This window comes from Pseudomonas sp. URMO17WK12:I12 (assembly GCF_000514395.1).
Classification (GTDB): Bacteria; Pseudomonadota; Gammaproteobacteria; order Pseudomonadales; family Pseudomonadaceae; genus Aquipseudomonas; species Aquipseudomonas mucoides.
The window spans coordinates 56005-74253 of record NZ_AZVV01000020.1; the positions used below are offsets into that span (position 1 = coordinate 56005).

Genomic DNA, 18249 nt, shown 5'->3' on the forward strand with positions numbered 1-18249 from the left:
TTTGTGGTGACGACATTGCCGCGGCGTGGCGGCGTTGGTGAGCACTATCGAAGGCTCAGTGATAACCGTCTAATCAAAACTTGAAATCAGGCGATAGCCTCGAGTTATGGCATGTCCTGCTTTCAGGCAGCTTTCAACGGATAGCCGCCTTTCGGTTTTCCTCGAAAACGGCCCTGGCACAAAGCCTGGCGCGTTAACGGCCACTTTCACTGCCCAGACCTATAACCCCAGGCTATCGGTGTATGTATTGTTTTGACTAGACGCGGAGCCGGCGGCTTCACACACTCAGGCCAGGCTTGCAGCTTTACCGCATCGACAAGCCGCTCATAACAATTACAAGAAACACAAAAACGAGGCCATTCCATCATGCGAAATGCATTCGTCCGTCGCACCTCCCGTTTGTTTCTCGGCTGCACACTGATCGCCGCTGGCGCACTTCCCGCTCTCGCCAGCGCTGCCTGGCAGCCGGACAAGAACGTCGAAATCGTCGTCGCCGGTGGTCCCGGCGGCGGCACCGACCAACTCGGTCGCCTGATCCAGTCGATCATCACCACCCACAAGTTTCTCGATGTGAATACCATCGTACTCAACAAGGGCGGTGGCAATGGTGCCGAAGCCTTTCTCGACCTGAAGATGAACAAGGGCGACGCGGAAAAGCTGGTGATCGGCACCAACAACATCTACCTGTTGCCGCTGGTGTCCAAGCTCGGTTACCAATGGCAGGAACTGACGCCCGTCGCCGCCGTGGCCGAGGATGACTTCATTCTCTGGAGCTACAAAGACGCGCCATGGAAAGACGCCAAGGGCTTCTACGCCGCGGTCAAGGCGGACCCGTCGAACCTGCGCATGGGCGGCAGCCAGTCCAAGGATGTCGACCAGACCCTGACCTTGCTGCTGAACCAGACCAACGACGCCAAACTCGTCTACATCCCGTTCAAGAGCGGCAGTGAAGCCGCGACCCAACTGGCCGGCAAACACATCGCCGCCAACGTCAACAACCCCAGCGAAAGCATCAGCCAATGGCGCGGCGACCAGGTCGAGCCACTGTGCGTGTTCAGTAAAGAGCGCATGGGCTACACCGAGAAAGTCGCCGGGAATAAATCCTGGGCCGACGTGCCGACCTGCCATGAAGAAGGCTTGGGCATCGACCAGTACCGCTTTCCGCGCACCGTGTTCATGCCTGGCGACGTCACGGCCGAACAGCGCGCGTTCTATGTCGAGCTGATGCGCAAAGTCACCGAGACGCCGGAGTTCAAGGCGTACGTGAAACAGAACGCACTGGTGCCGACCTTCCTCGAAGGCGAGCCGCTGACCGCCTACATTGAGAAAGACACCGCCCGCGTGACCCCGGTGTTCAAAGAAGCCGGCTGGCTGAAAAACTGAGTCGCCAACGGCCGTCCGCATGCGCGCGGCCGTCACCTGCTGGAGGTGTTTGATGTCCCAATCTTCGGATTCACCGGCGCTGGTCGGCACCCGCTGGGTCGAACTCGGCCTGACACTCTTCACCACGCTGATCGGCGCGGTGGTGATGTTCGGCAGCGTCGAACAAGGTATCGGCTGGGGCGATTCCGGCCCCGAGCCGGGTTACTTTCCCTTCTACATCGGCCTGCTGTTGAGTGCTGCCAGTGTCGGCAATGGCGTGTTGACCGTGGTGCGCTGGCAAGCCCTGAGCATTTCATTCGTCAGCCGCAGCGCATTCAAGCAAGTGTTGTCGGTGTTCATCCCGATTGCGCTGTTTGTCGGTGCCATGCCGTTCACCGGTATTTACGTGGCCTCAGCCTGTTTCATCGCCTGGTTCATGTGGCGTGACAACGTCCGCGTCAAACCCTACGGCAAGCTGATGATCGGCACGGTGTCGCTGGGTGCGGTGCTCGCCAGCTACCTGATTTTCGCGCTGTGGTTCAAGGTCCCGCTGGATGCCGGCCCGATGGGCGACTGGATTGCCCTGGCCGGGAGAAATTTCAAATGAGCGAGTTCGATTCCCTGCTGCAAGGCATGAACCTGATCCTGACCCCGGGGCATATCGGCCTGATGGTGATCGGCGTGCTGCTGGGCATTCTGGTCGGCGTGTTGCCCGGCCTCGGCGCCCCCAATGGCGTGGCGTTGCTGCTGCCGCTGACGTTCACCATGTCGCCGGTGTCGGCGATCATTCTGCTGTCGTGCATGTATTGGGGCGCGCTGTTCGGCGGCTCGATCACCTCGATTCTGTTCAACATTCCCGGTGAGCCCTCATCGGTGGCGACGACGTTCGACGGTTACCCGATGGCCCGTGAAGGTCGTGCCGCCGAGGCACTGACTGCGGCGTTCAGTTCGGCGCTGATCGGCGCATTGGCCGGGGTGTTGTTGCTGACGTTTCTGTCGACAAAAATTGCCGCGTTTGCCATGTCGTTCAGCTCGCCGGAGTTCTTCGCGGTGTACCTGTTGGCGTTCTGCACCTTCATCGGCATGAGCAAGAACCCGCCGCTGAAAACCGTGGTGGCGATGATGATCGGGTTTGCCATGGCGGCGGTCGGCATGGACACGGTGTCCGGCAACCTGCGCCTGACCTTCGACCAGCCAATCTTGATGACGGGCATCAGTTTCGAAGTGGCGGTAATCGGCCTGTTCGGCATCGGTGAAATCCTCTGCACCGTCGAGGAAGGCCTGGTGTTTCGCGGCGAGCATGCGCGCATCACACCGATGGTGATCCTGCGCACTTGGGCCAAGTTGCCACGCTACTGGTGGACGATTGTGCGCAGCACGCTGGTCGGCTGCTGGATGGGCATCACCCCTGGCGGCCCGACGGCCGCGTCGTTCATGAGCTACAGCCTGGCGAGGCGATTCTCCAAGAACCGCGAGAACTTCGGCAAAGGTGAACTCGAAGGCGTGATCGCCCCGGAAACCGCCGACCACGCCGCCGGCACCAGCGCCCTGCTGCCAATGCTGACCCTGGGCATTCCCGGTTCGGCCACGGCGGCGGTGATGCTCGGTGGCTTGATGATCTGGGGCCTGCACCCTGGCCCGACGCTGTTCGTCGAGCAGCATGATTTTGTCTGGGGCCTGATCGCCAGCATGTACCTGGGCAACGTGGTCAGCCTGATCGTGGTGTTGGCCACCGTGCCGCTGTTTGCCTCGATCCTGCGGATTCCGTTTTCGATCATCGCGCCGATCATCATCATGGTCTGCGCCATCGGTGCCTATTCGGTGCACAACTCGTTCTTCGACGTGGTGCTGATGCTGGGCTTCGGCGCGCTGGGGTATCTGTTCAAGAAACTCGGTTATCCGATTGCGCCACTGGTGTTGGCGGCGGTGCTGGGCGACAAGGCGGAAGATGCGTTCCGTCAGTCGATGCTGTTTTCTGACGGCCATTTGGGCATCTTCTGGTCCAACCCATTGGTGGGCAGCCTGACCACGGCGGCGCTGCTGATGCTGTTCTGGCCGCTGATTTCCAAGGCGCTGGGCGGCCTGATGGGCCTGCGCAAACCCCACGTCGCCAAACCCAAATCGGTGCTGTGACACAGCAATGCTGGCAACGCCTGACATTTGTTGTCAGGCTTGCCGCAGACTTCCTTGCGAGCCACGGCCCATGACCCGAATTCCTCCTGCCAATGTGATCCACAGTCGACTGCGTCTGCGCCAACTGCGGTTGATGCTGGCGTTGCAGGAATTCGGCTCGCTGCGCCGCGCCGCCGACCACATCGGCATGACCCAACCGGCTGCGACCAAAATGCTCCACGAAGCCGAGGACTTGCTCGGCGTCGAACTCTTCGAACGCCTGCCCCGGGGCATGCGCGCTACCCCGTTCGGCGAAACCGTCATTTACTATGCGCGCATGGTGTTCGCCGAACTCAGCGGCATGCGTGAAGAATTGGTGGCGCTGGAGTCCGGCAACCTTGGCCGTGTCGCGGTCGGTGCGATTCCGGCACTGGCCTCGGGACTGTTGACCCGCACCATCGCGACCTTGAAACAGAGCCATCCGCGGTTGTCCATGAGCATCCAGGTCGACACCAGCGACGTGCTGGTGCAAGCGCTATTGCAGGATCAACTGGATATTGTATTGGGGCGGATTCCGGCCGGTGCGCGGGCCGAGGAGTTGCTGTTTGACAGCCTCGGTGAAGAAGCCTTGTGCGTGATCGCCGGGGCGAAAAACCCGCTGGCGCAGGAGAAACAGCTGAGCTGGGCGGAACTGCAGCACATGACCTGGGTGCTGCAACAGCATCCGAGCCCGATGCGCGCCATCATCAATCAGGTGTTCCACAACGCACGGGTCGACATCCCCAGCAGCATTGTCGAAACCACCTCGATCATGACTTTGCTTTCGCTGGTGCAGCAGACCGATATGCTCGGCGTCACGCCGGTGTCGGTGGTAGAAGACTATCCCGGTCGGGATTTGCTGGCCATTTTGCCGATCAAGTTCGAAGCACGGCTGCCGCCCTATGGGCTGATCACCCGGCGTCATCGCATTCAATCGTCGGCGATGCAGGCGTTCATGAATTCGGTGCGGGCCGAGCACGCGTTGGCCAAATAAAAAGGCCCGGAGCATTAAATGCTCCGGGCCTTTTTCGGTTTACGCGTTTTTACGGAACACGAAGACCAGACCGACGATGATCAGCAGCATGCCCAGCAGACTCAGCGCCGCCAGCCTGTTGCCGAAAATCAGGTAGTCCATCACTGCCGTCACCGCCGGCACCAGGTAAAACAGACTGGTGACATTCACCAGATTGCCCCGGGCGATCAAGCGGTACAGCAGCAACGTCGCCAGCACCGACACCACCAGTCCCATCCACAACACCGGCACGATAAAGCCCGTGCTGTGTTCAAAATGAAACGGCTGGAACGGCACGAAGATCCCGCACAGCAACAGCCCGGCGAGGTATTGCACCGGCAGTGTGCCGAGGGGATTGTCGGTGATGCGTTTCTGCATGATCGAGCCGAACGTCATGCTCGCCAGCGCCAGCAATCCGAAGAGCATCCCGGCCATCGACATGCCGGCCAGGCCGATGCCCTGATACACCACCATGATCAATCCCGCCAGACCCAGCCCCAGACCGAACATCCGGCTGAGGGAGCGCTGACGTTCCATCAGCACCACGGTCAGAATCGGTTGCACGCCCATGATCGTCGCCATGACGCCCGGGGTGACTTTCAGGTCCAGGGCCAGCAGATAGAAAATCTGATAAGCCCCCAGCAACACCACGCCCGTGGCCATCGCATACAACATCGGCTTGCCGCCCTTGGGCAACTTCAGCTTGAGCAAAGGCACCAGCAGCACCAGACCGCACAAGGCGATGGCGAAGCGCACCAGCAGAAAAGCAAAGGGTGACGCATGCGCCAGGCCCCATTTGGAGAAGATCGCCCCGCTGCTCCACAGCAGGACGAACAGGCTCGTGGACGCCGCCGCGAGCGCGGATTGTTTCGAAAGGACAAACATGAATGCCACCTGTAGTCAGGCAAAAGCCAACTCAGCCGAAGCTGAAATTCAGTAGTTTTTTCTGGCGGGCAAAGGGCAACAGCAAAAAGAAGCTGATCAGCCCGAAATGCCAACGCCCGGCGGTGATACGACGGCGTACACCGGCGTGCTACGGACAGGTGGGGGGTAATGACTGATCTGCGCAGGCTGCTGATTCCCGCACGGCAAGACGCCAGCGTTGACCGCTGAATCGACTACCGCGTTGATGTGGAATGCAGGCATTGGGCTGATCTTTTTTGATGAAGTGGACGGTGGGTTGAAATCACCGTGCGCCGACTATAACCAGCGATAGACATCGATTGCAATCACTTGGAAAAAGGGCCGGTAACGACAGCCAAAGAAAGGAGGCCTACTCTGAGAGCCTGCTCGCCGGGCGCCCTTGAAAACGGCGAAAAAAACCGCTCCAAGGAGCGGTTTTTCAGTTCTTGTCAGGCCTCAGCCAAACAGCCAATACCCCAATAACGTCAGCACCAGCACCGCCAACACCGGCCGCAGTACGCGGTAGGCCTTGGGATGACGACGTTTCCACTGTTTAACCACTCCACTGACCTTATCACTGGAGTTCTTGCTCCAGGCATACGCCCGGTTGATCCCGCCCACGCGTTCATCATCAAGGTTTTGAGGGGCTGTGGCGCGGCCGAGCCAACCGCTGACCCAGCGATTGATGCCAGTCATGAGGCGATTACTCAGCGGACGCTCAATGTCGCAGAACAGAATCACCCGGGTTGTCCCGGTTTCGTTCTTGACCCAGTGCACATAGGTCTCATCGAACATCACGTCTTCGCCATCGCGCCAGGCGTAGACCTGGCCGTCAACGAAGATGCGGCAATCATCGGAGTTGGGGGTCGACAGCCCAAGGTGATAGCGCAAGGAACCGGCAAACGGATCACGGTGCGGATTGAGGTGGCTGTCACCTGGCAGTAACGCAAACATGGCACCCTTTACGTTGGGAATGCTGTTGACCAGTTCCACGGTCTTTGGGCACAGGGCTTCTGCCGAGGGCAGAGCCTTGTCGTACCACTTGAGGTAAAAACGCTTCCAGCCTTTCTTGAAGAACGAACCGAAACCGGCGTCGTTGTTCTTTTCAGCCGCGCGAATATAACCCTCATCGAACAGGTGCATGGCTTCGTCGCGGATAACTTCCCAGTTGTCCTTGAGCACGTCCAGTTCCGGAAACTTGCTGCGATCCAGATACGGTTTGGACGGTACACCAGAGAACAGGTACATCAAGGCGTTGTAGGGCGCAAACAGTGCCGAGTGATTGACGAATTGCCGTAACACCGGCAATCGCGCCTTGCCGCGCAAATGGACATAGAGGGTGCTGCCCAGAAACAGCAACAACACCGACGCTTTCGCGGCAAAGGAAAAACTCATCAACGACTCCTTGAGATTTAGGCTCACGCACAACGCCATTCACCCGACGTGGCAGTCGGCCATGATAAACATTACCGACCTCGGGAAAAACCCGCCTGATACAACATTCAGTATTAAGGAATGCGCAACAAAGCACTTCTTAACATAGGGTTCCTGAACGGGGGCTGACCTGAATTCAGCCCCGTCCCTCGTCAATGAACACTCAGTCCACTGACGCGCTTATTGCTGATTCTCCTGTTCGGTAAACAGATCGCTGAACAGCATGCTCGACAGGTAGCGCTCGCCGGAGTCTGGCAGAATCACCACGATGGTCTTGCCCTGCATTTCCGGGGTTTCCGCCAGGCGTACCGCGACGGCCATGGCTGCACCACATGAAATACCGCACAAAATCCCTTCTTCCTGCATCAAGCGCAGGGCCATGGCCTTGGACTCGTCGTCTGTGACCAACTCGACCCGATCAACCATCGCCAAATCCAGGTTCTTCGGTACAAAACCGGCACCGATGCCCTGGATCTTGTGCGGGCTCGGCTTGATTTGTTCACCGGCGAGGGCCTGGGTGATCACCGGAGAACCCGCAGGCTCAACGGCCACCGAGATAATCGGTTTGCCCTGTGTATTCTTGATATACCGCGAAACACCAGTAATGGTTCCACCTGTTCCGACACCCGCCACCAACACATCGACGGCGCCATCGGTATCGTTCCAGATTTCCGGACCCGTGGTTTTTTCGTGGATGGCCGGGTTGGCCGGATTATCGAACTGCGCCGGCATGAAGTACTTGGCCGGGTCGCTGGCAACAATTTCACCGGCTTTTTCAATTGCGCCTTTCATGCCCTTGGCCGGCTCGGTCAACACCAGTTCGGCGCCCAGCGCCTTGAGCACTTTGCGGCGTTCGATACTCATGGACGCCGGCATGGTCAGCATCAGCTTGTAACCACGGGCAGCGGCGACAAACGCCAGGCCGATCCCGGTATTGCCCGAGGTCGGTTCGACAATGGTCATGCCAGGCTTGAGTTTGCCGGTGCTTTCGGCGTCCCAGATCATGTTCGCGCCGATCCGGCACTTGACCGAATAACCGGGGTTACGCCCTTCGATCTTGGCCAGGATAGTCACGCCGCGCGGGGCGATGCGGTTGATCTGCACCAGTGGTGTATTACCGATGGAGTGGGCGTTGTCAGCGAAAATACGGCTCATGGCTGGGTCCTTGTACAGCATTGAATAAGCCCACAAAGGTATGCCTGTTGCCGGTGGTCGTCCAGTTCGACCGAACGTCCTGAAGCAGGCGCAGTCAATGGCTTTACATCGCCAGAGAATTGCCATCATGAAGCGTCGATACAGCTGGCCCCTGTGGACCCTCGCCGGCCTCGTTGTGCTGCTGATAGCCCTGCACATCGCCCTGCCCTACATGGTGCGCGATTACCTGAACGACAAACTGGCGAATATGGGTGATTACCGGGGCCAGGTCACCGATGTGGACCTGGCCCTGTGGCGCGGCGCCTATAAAATCAACGGGCTGAAAATCGTCAAGGTCGACGGCAAGGTGCCGGTGCCGTTCGTCAATGCGCCGCTGATCGACCTTTCCGTCAGCTGGCATTCGCTGTGGTACGACCATGCGGTGGTGGCCCGGGTGCAATTCTTCAATCCCGAAGTGAACTTCGTCGACGGCGGCGCCAATAAGCAAAACTCGCAAACCGGTCAGGGCACTGACTGGCGTTCGCAACTGAGTAAGTTGGCCCCGTTTACCCTGGACGAAGTGCGGATCTATGACGGCAAACTCAGTTTTCGCAACTTCAATTCCAAACCTCCGGTGAACATGAACGCCACGCAGGTCAATGCCAGTATTTATAACCTGACCAATGTGGTCGACAAACAAGGCAAGCGTGACGCTCGCTTCGAAGGCAAGGCCCTGCTGCTTGGGCATGCGCCACTGGAAACCACTGCAACCTTCGACCCTTTAAGCAACTTTGAAGACTTTGAATTCCGCCTGCGTGCCAAGGACATCGAACTCAAACGCATGAACGACTTCGCCTCGGCCTACGGCAAATTCGACTTCAATGCCGGTCATGGCGACGTGGTCATCGAAGCACAAGCGAAAAAAGCCCAATTGACGGGCTACATCAAACCGTTGCTGAAGGACGTCGACGTGTTCAATTGGCAGCAAGACGTGGAAAACAAGGACAAGGGGATTTTCCGCTCCATCTGGGAAGCCATCGTCGGCGGCTCTGAAACCGTGCTGAAAAACCAGGGTAAAAACCAGTTCGCAACCCGCGTGGAACTGAGCGGCAACGTGCATCGCCAGGACATCAGCGCGTTTCAGGCGTTTTTGCAGATTTTGCGCAATGGTTTCATCCAGGCGTTCAACGCCCGGTATGAACGGCCCAAGCCTGAGGCGGGTTAAGTCTGCAAGCCGCCAAGACTGAGTCAAGATGTGACGCCCCATTCAGAGACTGAATAAGTCGTCTGCGTTCACAGTCGACCGGGCAGCGCGGTATAGTCGGGCATCACCATTATTGCGTCCCGCCCTGCCCCGTTCAGGTCGGCGTCACCGTTCGAGGATTAGCAGATGAAGTTCGAAGGCACCCAGGCCTACGTCGCCACCGATGACCTGAAGCTGGCGGTCAACGCCGCCATTACCCTGGAGCGTCCGCTGCTGGTCAAGGGCGAGCCGGGCACGGGTAAAACCATGCTGGCCGAGCAACTGGCAGAATCCTTCGGCGCCAAGCTGATCACCTGGCACATCAAGTCCACCACCAAGGCGCATCAGGGCCTGTACGAGTACGACGCGGTCAGCCGCCTGCGTGACTCGCAACTGGGCACGGAAAAGGTCCACGACGTTCGCAACTACCTGAAAAAGGGCAAGCTCTGGGAAGCGTTCGAATCCGAAGAACGGGTGATTCTGCTGATCGACGAAATCGACAAGGCCGACATCGAGTTCCCGAACGACTTGCTGCAAGAGCTCGACAAGATGGAGTTCTACGTTTACGAGATCGACGAGACCATCAAGGCCAAGAAGCGCCCGATCATCATCATTACCTCCAACAACGAGAAAGAGCTGCCGGACGCGTTCCTGCGTCGCTGCTTTTTCCACTACATCGCCTTCCCGGACCGCGTCACGCTGCAAAAGATCGTCGACGTGCACTACCCGGACATCAAGAAAGACCTGGTCAGCGAAGCGCTGGACGTGTTCTTCGACGTGCGCAAAGTACCAGGCCTGAAGAAAAAGCCATCGACCTCCGAACTGGTGGACTGGCTCAAGCTGCTAATGGCCGACAACATCGGCGAAGCGGTACTGCGCGAGCGCGATCCGACCAAGGCCATCCCGCCGCTGGCCGGTGCGCTGGTGAAGAACGAACAGGACGTGCAATTGCTTGAGCGCCTGGCGTTCATGAGCCGTCGCGGCACCCGCTAAGAGGCTGATGCCATGCTGCTCAACCTGTTCAATGAAATGCGCGCCGCCAAGGTGCCGGTCTCGGTGCGTGAGCTGCTGGACCTGATCAATGCGCTGAAACAACGCGTGACCTTCGCCGACATGGACGAGTTCTATTACTTGTCCCGGGCGATTCTGGTGAAGGACGAAAAGCATTTCGACAAGTTCGACCGAGCGTTCGGGGCTTACTTCAATGGCCTGGAAAAACTCGACGATCACCTTCAGGCACTGATTCCCGAAGACTGGTTGCGCAAGGAATTCGAACGGTCCCTGACCGACGAAGAACGCGCGGCGATCCAGTCGCTCGGCGGCCTGGACAAACTGATCGAAGAGTTCAAGAAACGCCTCGAAGAACAGAAAGAACGCCATGCCGGTGGCAACAAGTGGATCGGCACCGGTGGCACCAGTCCGTTTGGCTCTGGCGGCTTCAACCCGGAAGGCATTCGGGTCGGCGATGCCGGCAAGCGTCAGGGCAAGGCGGTCAAGGTCTGGGATCAGCGCGAGTACAAGAACCTCGACGACTCGGTGGAACTGGGCACGCGCAACATCAAGGTGGCCCTGCGCCGCTTGCGCAAGTTTGCCCGCCAGGGTGCCGCGGAAGAGCTGGACATCGACGGCACCATCGACCACACCGCCAAAGATGCCGGGCTGCTGAATATTCAAATGCGGCCGGAGCGGCGCAATACCGTGAAGTTGTTGCTGCTGTTCGACATCGGCGGTTCGATGGACGCGCATGTGAAGATTTGCGAGGAGTTGTTCTCGGCCTGCAAGACCGAGTTCAAGCACCTGGAGTACTTCTACTTCCACAACTTCATTTATGAATCGGTGTGGAAGAACAACATGCGTCGCACCTCCGAACGCACTTCGACCCAGGACTTGCTGCACAAGTACGGCGCCGACTACAAAGTGATCTTCATCGGTGACGCCGCCATGGCCCCGTATGAGATCACTCAGGCCGGCGGCAGCGTCGAGCACTGGAACGAAGAAGCCGGTTATGTGTGGATGCAGCGGTTCAAGGAGAAGTACAAAAAACTCATCTGGATTAACCCGTATCCGAAAGATACGTGGGGCTATACCTCGTCGACCAATATTGTGCGGGACTTGATCGATGACCAGATGTATCCGCTGACCCTTCGGGGGTTGGAGGAAGGGATGCGGTTTCTTTCCAAGTAATCTTCGCTGCCCTTCAGGCCGCCATCGCGGGCAAGCCCGGCGCCCACAAAGACTGAGGTCGTTCACACAGTATGTGAACCCCCAAAATCCTGTGGGAGCCGGGCTTGCCCGCGATGCTTTTAGCTATTCAGGAAACGATGCAGGTATTGGATCTGCTCCCGATGCGCCACCTCCTGCATCACCGGCCGCAACCGCACCTTCGCCCCCGGCAAGCACTGCGCCAGCCGCGCCAACGCCAGCGGCGTCAACGCCCCCAGTCGCGGATAGCCGCCAATGGTCTGCCGATCATTGAGCAACACAATCGGCTGCCCGTCCGGTGGCACCTGCACTGCGCCGAGCGGGATGCCTTCGGAAATCATCGGTTTTCCCTGGTATTGCAACGCCGTGCCCAGCAGGCGAATACCCATCCGGTCGGCGCGACTGTCGAGGGTCCACACACTGTTGAACGCGTCGAACGCACTCTGCCCACTGAATTCGCCGATCTGTGCGCCCAGCACCAGATCCAGCGGCGAATCATCGGAGAAGTCCGGTCGGTGTTCCGCCGGTAACGCCCGCAACAGGAGCAACGCACTCCCGGCATAGCTCAATTGCGCACCTTTGGCCAACGCCCGGCCCCGCCCATCCAGACCGCCCAGTTCCTCACGGACCACGGTCGAACGGCTGCCCAGGACACTTGGCGCCTCAAATCCGCCCGGTGCCGCGAGATAAGCCCGAGCCCCGAGCAGCGGCTGAGTGAATTGCAATCGCTGACCTTTATGCAGCCGGAAACTACGCCATGGCGCCAGCGCCTGGCCCTCGATTTGAGCTCCCAGATCCGCCCCAGCAAGCGCCAGCACGCAATCTTCTTCAGCCACCGCGGTGAACCCGCCGAGGGTAATTTCGATCACCGGCGCCTTCAGGTCATTGCCCAACAGCCAGTTGGCCCAGGACATTGAACGCCAATCCAGCCCGCCCCCCTGGGTCACGCCCAGATGCCGCACGCCAAAACGACCGGCATCCTGCAACAGGCACAGCGGTGTACTTGCCTCTATTGATAAGCGGCTCATGCCTGCGCCTCCAATGGCGTGTCGTCACCGCCCAGACGGATGAATTCAGCATGGCTGACGGCTTCAAAGCGCACCGTGTCGCCGGGTTGCATCAGGCTGTAACCGTCGCGTTCACGGTCGAACAGTTTGCTCGGGGTGCGACCGATCAGGTTCCAGCCGCCAGGGGATACCACCGGATAGGCCGCGGTCTGGCGCTCCGCAATGCCGACGCTGCCGGCCGCGACTTTTTTGCGCGGGGTATTCAGGCGTGGCGCGGCGAGCACTTCCTCGACCAGTCCCATGAAGGCGAAACCCGGTGCAAAACCCAAGGCAAACACCTGATACTCGCGACCGCTGTGACGACGGATCACCTCCTCCACCGCCAACCCGCTACGCTGCGACAACAGGCTCAGCTCCGGGCCGACACTCAGGTCATACCAGACCGGCAGCACGTGGCATTGACCGCCAGTGCGGGTATTGGGCGACAGATCAATCAACGCTTGAGCGATCAATTCCCGAGCCTGAGCCGGGTTCAGCGCGATCAAATCGTAATGCACCATCAACGTCGTATAGGACGGCACCAGATCGATGAGATGTTCGCCGAACGCGGCCCGCAGATTTTCGCTGGCGGCCAGCATCCACGGCATGTTGGCCTCGCTGATCTCATCGAACAGACGCACCATGAGGCAATCCAGCGCCACCACCTCTACCCGCAGTTTCATGGCGCGCTCTGCTGATCAAGGGCTTCGCGAATCCGTCGCACGGCGGCGACCGAACTGGCGTTGTCGCCGTGCACGCACAGGGTGTTGGCCTGCAAATGCAATGCGCTGCCGTCGCTGGCAGTGAGGTGGTCGCCACGGGCGATGGTCAGTGCCTGCCCGATGATTTTTTCAGGATCATGATGCACTGCGCCCGGCAGTTGTCGCGAAACCAGCATGCCCGCACTGTCGTAGGCGCGGTCGGCGAAGGCTTCGAACCACAAGGTCACGCCATATTCATCGCCCAGTTGCTGCGCGGCGCTGTTGTCACGGGTGGCCATCAACATCAGTGGCAGGCTGCGGTCGTACGTCGCCACGGCCTGCAGCACCGCACGCAATTGCGCCGGATTGGCCATCATGTCGTTGTACATCGCGCCGTGGGGTTTGACGTAGCTGACACGCCCGCCCTGGGCCCGACAAATGCCGTCGAGAGCGCCAATCTGGTAGTGCAGGATGTCCTGGAGTTCCTGGGCGGTGTACGCCATGGAGCGTCGGCCGAAACCGACCAGATCCTGATAGGCCGGGTGCGCGCCGATCTGCACGCCGTTGCTCAGCGCCAGGCTGACGGTCTTGCGCATGATGCTTGGATCGCCCGCGTGAAAACCGCAGGCGATGTTGGCGCAATCAATGAAGGGCATGACCTCGGCGTCCAGACCCATGGTCCAGTTGCCGAAACTCTCGCCGATGTCGCAGTTCAATAGCAGGCGGTTCACGGTGAACACTCCTGTAGGCATTGTTCTTGTCAGATGTAGGCAGATTACTGCGCATCCAGTTGTTTGCCACGGGTTTCCGGCAGGCTCAGCGCGGCGAGGATCACTACGCCGTAAGACACCGCCGCAAACGCCCCGATACCGACGCTCAATGGCACCTTCTGGCTGAGCAAGCCGATCAGCAGCGGAAACAGTGCCGCCAGCGCCCGACCAATGTTGTAGCAAAACCCCTGGCCCGAGCCGCGAATCCGCGTCGGAAACAGCTCAGTCAAAAACGCGCCCATGCCACTGAAGATCCCCGAAGCGAAGAAGCCCAGCGGGAAACCCAGCCAGAGCATCACGCCGTTACTGACCGGCAGTTGGGTGTAAAGCAGCACGATGGTGAACGAGCCAACAGCGAACAGGATGAAGTTCTTTTTGCGGCCGAGGATGTCAGTCAAATACGCGCTGATGACGTAACCGACGTAGGAACCGACGATCACCATCGCCAGATAACCGCCCGTACCGAGTACGCTCAAGCCCCGTTCGTTCTTCAAAAACGTCGGCAACCATGACGTGATCGCGTAGTAACCGCCCAATGCACCGGTGGTCAGCACCGACGCGCGAATCGTGGTGAAGAGGATGCCAGGAGCAAAAATCTCGTAGAACTTCGCCGGGTTGCTCGGTTCCTGTCTGGCCTTGGCCTCGCGGTAGATTTCCGGGTCCTTGACCAGGCGACGAACGAAGATCACAAAAATCGCCGGCACGATGCCGAGAATGAACAGCGCACGCCAGGCGTCTTCCGGTGGCAACACCGAGAACAGCAGCGCATACAGAATCGCCGTCAGCCCCCACCCCAGCGCCCAGCCCGATTGCACCATGCCCACCGCTTTGCCACGGTCCTTGGCGCGAATCACTTCACCCATCAGCACCGCACCGGCGGTCCATTCGCCGCCGAAACCGAAGCCCATCAGGGTGCGGCTGATCAGCAGTTGTTCGTAGTTTTGCGCGAAGCCGCAGAGGAAGGTGAAGAAGGCGAACCACAGCACCGTCAGTTGCAAGGTGCGCACGCGACCGATGCGGTCCGAAAGTATCCCCGCTACCCAACCACCAATGGCCGAGGCGATCAGGGTGCTGGTGTGAATCAGCCCGGCTTCGCCGGTGGTGATGCCCCACATGGCAATCAGGGTCGGCACCACGAAACTGAGCATCTGGGTGTCCATGCCGTCCAGGCCATAGCCGATCTTGCAGCTCCAGAAGGTGCGGCGTTCCTGCTGATTGATGTTGCGGTACCAGTCGAAAGGTCCCGGGCGGGCCGTTGTTTTGGGGATGTCGAGCGTGTCGGGCGCACTCATGGCAAATCTCCGCGCTAGTTTTTATTGGTATTGTTCTGAGCCCCGACGACGCCTATCGTGGGAACCGGATGCGCCGATTTTTGGGTCCGTGGCCCTGCTGCGTCCAACTAATAAAAACCGGGCTTAGGCATAAGAAAAAGTTGATCCCATGAATCTGAAGTTTCTCGAGACCTTTGTCTGGGTCGCTCGACTCAAGAGTTTTCGCCTGACCGCCGACAAGCTCTTCACCACCCAGGCCTCGATATCCAGCCGCATCGCCGTGCTCGAAAGCGAGCTGGGGGTGAAACTGTTTTTGCGCGATTCACGCGGCGTCAGCCTGACGCCCGAAGGCCTGAAAGTGCTCGACTATGCCGAGCAGATGATGGACACCATGCAGGCACTCAAACAGTCGATCGAGACCCGTTCGAGCAAGGTTGGAAGGGTGCGGATCGGCGTCATGGACACGGTGATCCACACCTGGCTGAGCCCGCTGGTGGCGCAGATGACGGACCTCTATCCGTTGGTGGAAATCGAACTGGTGGCCGATACGTCGCTCAACCTCTGCGATCAGCTGCAAAAAGGGTTTCTCGACCTGATCCTGCAAACCGACCTGATGCGCCAGGAAAGCGTGCGCAGCCTGGAGCTGGCCAGCCATCCCATGGGCTGGATTGCGGCGAGCAATTCTTTCTACAACCGCGAGTACTCAGGCATTGCCGATCTGGCGCGCGAGCGGATCATTACCTACTCGAAAAACTCCCATCCGCATCAAGAGGTGCTCGCCCTGATGCAGGCCAATGGCGTGATGACGCCACGCCTGAACTGCGTGAACTCGGTGTCGGCGATCACCCGGTTGTTGCGCGATGGTTTCGGCATTGGCGCGCTACCGCCGGTGTTGGTGGCCGAGGAGCTGGCGCGCGGGGAACTGACCCTGCTGCCCATCGGTCAACGACCACCGGATTTGCAGGTGGTGGTGTCGTGGCGCACGGGTGTTGAATGGGTCGAGGAGATTGTGGCGTTGTGTCAGCAGGTGCTGGAACGGTATGCGCAGGAGATGGGTGAGGATTACATCGTTCTTGCTGACTGAACCCTTGTAACAGCTGCCGAGGCACGAGGCAGCTGTTACACAGATCTGCGCTTTGGTTATTAGAGGCCGCGCACATCCCGGTCTTCGATCGGCCGGCTCTGGCGCAGGCGTTTGCCGCCCAGCACCACCCAGTCGATCAAGCGGAACAGGCATTCGATCCCGAACGACAGCAGCAATGCGCCGCTCATGCCCCAGATCATCGCTTCCGGGGTCAGCAGGATCTGGTAGCTGTAACCATTCCAGGTTTCCTTGCGGATATCCGGGTCAGCAGCCAGTACCACTTGCAGGAAGCGGATGTACCACGGGCCTTGCATCGCCTGGAATTGCTTGTCCAACGCCAGTTGGCGGGTCAGCAAGTTGCTCAGACTGTCGGCATCGCTGCGAAAGATCGGGTCTTCGCTGGCGCGGTAATGGGCGACCAGCGCCTGCATGTCGCCCTTGAAGAACTCGTTGGCCGTGCCCTGGAAACCGCTCAAACCGGTCTGCGCCTCAATCAGGTGCGCCTCGACCCGCTTGGCGTAATCATTGATAAAACCCGGCACCTGGACACCAATCAACAGGCCCGCCGCAAACAACACCAGCCGTAGGTAACTGAGCAACATCGGGGGAGATCCTTATTCGGTCTTGCCCTGGCTGACGCATTCGCCGCGTCGCCAGAGGCTCCATTGGCCCGGTTCGTAACGGGTCCAGGTTTCGTTTTCGGTCAGGGGTTCAGTCGCGATCACCGTCACCACGTCGTTGGGCGTGGTTTCGGCCTGGAAGTCGACGATCACATCGACATCCTTCAATCGTGCCGGGCCGAATGGCGCCCGACGGGTGATTTGGGCCAATTTGGTCGAGCAATAGCAGAACAGCCAGTCACCGTCGCTGAGCAGGCAGTTGAACACGCCTTTGCTACGGTATTCGGCGCAGGCCGCCACCAGGTCTGGCAGCAGCCGTTCAATCTCGACCGGCTCCGGGAACGCGGCGCGCACGCGGTTGAGCAGATCGCAGAACGCCGCCTCGCTGTCGGTGTCGCCGACGGGACGGTAGAAACTGGCGGTCGGTTGAAAGTCCGCGAGCTGGCCATTGTGGGCGAAACACCAGTTGCGCCCCCACAGCTCGCGCACGAACGGGTGGGTATTGGACAGGCAGACCTTGCCGACATTGGCCTGGCGGATGTGCCCGATCACCACTTCACTTTTGATCGGATAGCGCTGCACCAGGTTCGCGACTTCCGACTCGCAACTGGCGGCCGGGTCCTGAAACAGACGCAGGCCACGGCCCTCGTAGAAAGCGATCCCCCAGCCATCACGGTGCGGACCGGTACGGCCGCCGCGCTGCATCAGCCCGGTGAAACTGAACACGATATCGGTCGGCACATTGGCGCTCATGCCCAATAACTCACACATGCTCGGATTCTCGATGAAAAGGCAGGGGCAAGGTTATAAACGCGGCTCGACGCGCAATCGCTGCGGATTGCTCGGCACCGGTGGGCGACCATAACGATCATCGCCGGCACCGCCGAAGGGATGATCATCGTCCGGGTCTTCGGCTTTGGCCGCGGCCTTGGCGGCGGCGGCCTGTTCCTTGCGAGCGTTGGAAGCGCGCTCGATGGGGAAGCGGATCGCCACCATGACCAGGTAAAGGCCGAAGGCGATCATGCCGTACATCAACAGATCGGAAATCGCTCGCCAGGCGTTGTTGCCAACCTTGAACAACAGGTCGAGCGCCGTGATGGCGATAGCCGGCGCGACTTTATCTTTCACTGGATCGATGATGGTCGGGCTGAATAGCAAGACAGCCACCAGCAGCCGCAGCGGCTCGCGCAGCCAGCGCCACATCCAGCGGGTCAAGCGCATCCACACCAACAGGCAGCCAAAAGCGGCAAAGGCGTAGCAGCCCCAAGCGATCAGATAGTCGTTCTCGGTCATGGTGTCCATGGCAAGGCAGGCAA

General features: G+C 59.5%; 18 protein-coding genes. 8 read left to right on the forward strand and 10 right to left on the reverse strand.

Annotated elements, in window-relative coordinates; translation table 11 throughout:
- Positions 1-366 precede the first annotated feature (366 nt).
- The 4 genes from D882_RS0125440 (at position 367) to D882_RS0125455 (ending at position 4507) form a co-directional block, all read left to right on the forward strand.
- The gene (locus D882_RS0125440; protein WP_027925850.1) at positions 367-1383 is read left to right on the forward strand and encodes a tripartite tricarboxylate transporter substrate binding protein; all 1017 of its coding nucleotides are present in this window, start codon (positions 367-369) and stop codon (positions 1381-1383) included.
- A gap of 52 nt (positions 1384-1435) precedes the next feature.
- Positions 1436-1969, forward strand: coding sequence for a tripartite tricarboxylate transporter TctB family protein (locus tag D882_RS0125445; protein WP_027925851.1), 534 nt, complete (start codon positions 1436-1438; stop codon positions 1967-1969).
- Positions 1966-3495 carry a tripartite tricarboxylate transporter permease gene (locus D882_RS0125450; protein WP_027925852.1) on the forward strand — a complete coding sequence of 510 codons (1530 nt, stop codon included), beginning with the start codon at positions 1966-1968 and terminating at the stop codon, positions 3493-3495. The genes D882_RS0125445 and D882_RS0125450 overlap by 4 nt, the downstream gene beginning before the upstream one ends.
- Positions 3496-3565: 70 nt before the next feature.
- A complete protein-coding gene (locus tag D882_RS0125455; protein WP_027925853.1) occupies positions 3566-4507 on the forward strand; it encodes a LysR family transcriptional regulator in 942 nt (313 codons plus the stop codon).
- Between the two features lie 39 nt (positions 4508-4546).
- On the opposite strand, the gene D882_RS0125460 is transcribed toward D882_RS0125455, so the two are convergent.
- The 3 genes from D882_RS0125460 to cysK form a co-directional block, all read right to left on the reverse strand.
- A complete protein-coding gene (locus tag D882_RS0125460; RefSeq protein ID WP_027925854.1) occupies positions 4547-5410 on the reverse strand; it encodes a DMT family transporter in 864 nt (287 codons plus the stop codon).
- 474 nt (positions 5411-5884) lie between these two features.
- Positions 5885-6823, reverse strand: coding sequence for an aspartyl/asparaginyl beta-hydroxylase domain-containing protein (locus D882_RS0125465; RefSeq protein ID WP_027925855.1), 939 nt, complete (start codon positions 6821-6823; stop codon positions 5885-5887).
- A gap of 219 nt (positions 6824-7042) precedes the next feature.
- The gene (cysK, locus tag D882_RS0125470; RefSeq protein WP_027925856.1) at positions 7043-8017 is read right to left on the reverse strand and encodes a cysteine synthase A; all 975 of its coding nucleotides are present in this window, start codon (positions 8015-8017) and stop codon (positions 7043-7045) included.
- Positions 8018-8144: 127 nt separating this feature from the next.
- On the opposite strand from cysK, the gene D882_RS0125475 reads away from it, so the two are divergent.
- The 3 genes from D882_RS0125475 (at position 8145) to D882_RS0125485 (ending at position 11423) form a co-directional block, all read left to right on the forward strand.
- A complete protein-coding gene (locus D882_RS0125475) occupies positions 8145-9221 on the forward strand; it encodes a DUF748 domain-containing protein (protein WP_027925857.1) in 1077 nt (358 codons plus the stop codon).
- A gap of 165 nt (positions 9222-9386) precedes the next feature.
- The gene (locus D882_RS0125480; RefSeq protein ID WP_008035065.1) at positions 9387-10232 is read left to right on the forward strand and encodes a MoxR family ATPase; all 846 of its coding nucleotides are present in this window, start codon (positions 9387-9389) and stop codon (positions 10230-10232) included.
- Between the two features lie 12 nt (positions 10233-10244).
- Positions 10245-11423, forward strand: coding sequence for a VWA domain-containing protein (locus tag D882_RS0125485; RefSeq protein WP_027925858.1), 1179 nt, complete (start codon positions 10245-10247; stop codon positions 11421-11423).
- A 119-nt stretch (positions 11424-11542) separates the two neighbouring features.
- On the opposite strand, the gene D882_RS0125490 is transcribed toward D882_RS0125485, so the two are convergent.
- The 4 genes from D882_RS0125490 to D882_RS0125505 are packed head-to-tail and all read right to left on the reverse strand — an operon-like array spanning position 11543 to position 15250.
- Positions 11543-12469 carry a biotin-dependent carboxyltransferase family protein gene (locus D882_RS0125490; protein ID WP_027925859.1) on the reverse strand — a complete coding sequence of 309 codons (927 nt, stop codon included), beginning with the start codon at positions 12467-12469 and terminating at the stop codon, positions 11543-11545.
- Entirely contained in the window at positions 12466-13170 is a 705-nt protein-coding gene (locus D882_RS0125495; RefSeq protein WP_027925860.1) for an allophanate hydrolase subunit 1, read from the reverse strand. Before D882_RS0125495 ends, D882_RS0125490 begins: the two co-directional genes overlap by 4 nt.
- On the reverse strand, positions 13167-13919 hold the full coding sequence (locus D882_RS0125500) for a 5-oxoprolinase subunit PxpA (RefSeq protein WP_027925861.1): 753 nt from the start codon (positions 13917-13919) through the stop codon (positions 13167-13169). Before D882_RS0125500 ends, D882_RS0125495 begins: the two co-directional genes overlap by 4 nt.
- A 44-nt stretch (positions 13920-13963) precedes the next feature.
- On the reverse strand, positions 13964-15250 hold the full coding sequence (locus tag D882_RS0125505; RefSeq protein ID WP_027925862.1) for an MFS transporter: 1287 nt from the start codon (positions 15248-15250) through the stop codon (positions 13964-13966).
- 148 nt (positions 15251-15398) lie between these two features.
- On the opposite strand from D882_RS0125505, the gene D882_RS0125510 reads away from it, so the two are divergent.
- The gene (locus D882_RS0125510) at positions 15399-16313 is read left to right on the forward strand and encodes a LysR family transcriptional regulator (protein ID WP_027925863.1); all 915 of its coding nucleotides are present in this window, start codon (positions 15399-15401) and stop codon (positions 16311-16313) included.
- 59 nt (positions 16314-16372) lie between these two features.
- Here the strand turns inward: D882_RS0125510 and D882_RS0125515 are convergent, their stop codons facing one another.
- Genes D882_RS0125515 through D882_RS0125525 form a run of 3 tightly spaced genes read right to left on the reverse strand, consistent with a single transcriptional unit; the run spans position 16373 to position 18235 of the window.
- On the reverse strand, positions 16373-16915 hold the full coding sequence (locus tag D882_RS0125515) for a DUF2937 family protein (RefSeq protein WP_027925864.1): 543 nt from the start codon (positions 16913-16915) through the stop codon (positions 16373-16375).
- 12 nt (positions 16916-16927) lie between these two features.
- Complete coding sequence (locus tag D882_RS0125520) at positions 16928-17704, reverse strand: class II glutamine amidotransferase (RefSeq protein WP_027925865.1); 777 nt, start codon at positions 17702-17704, stop codon at positions 16928-16930.
- 33 nt (positions 17705-17737) lie between these two features.
- On the reverse strand, positions 17738-18235 hold the full coding sequence (locus tag D882_RS0125525; RefSeq protein ID WP_027925866.1) for a hypothetical protein: 498 nt from the start codon (positions 18233-18235) through the stop codon (positions 17738-17740).
- Between the last annotated feature and the right edge of the window lie 14 nt (positions 18236-18249).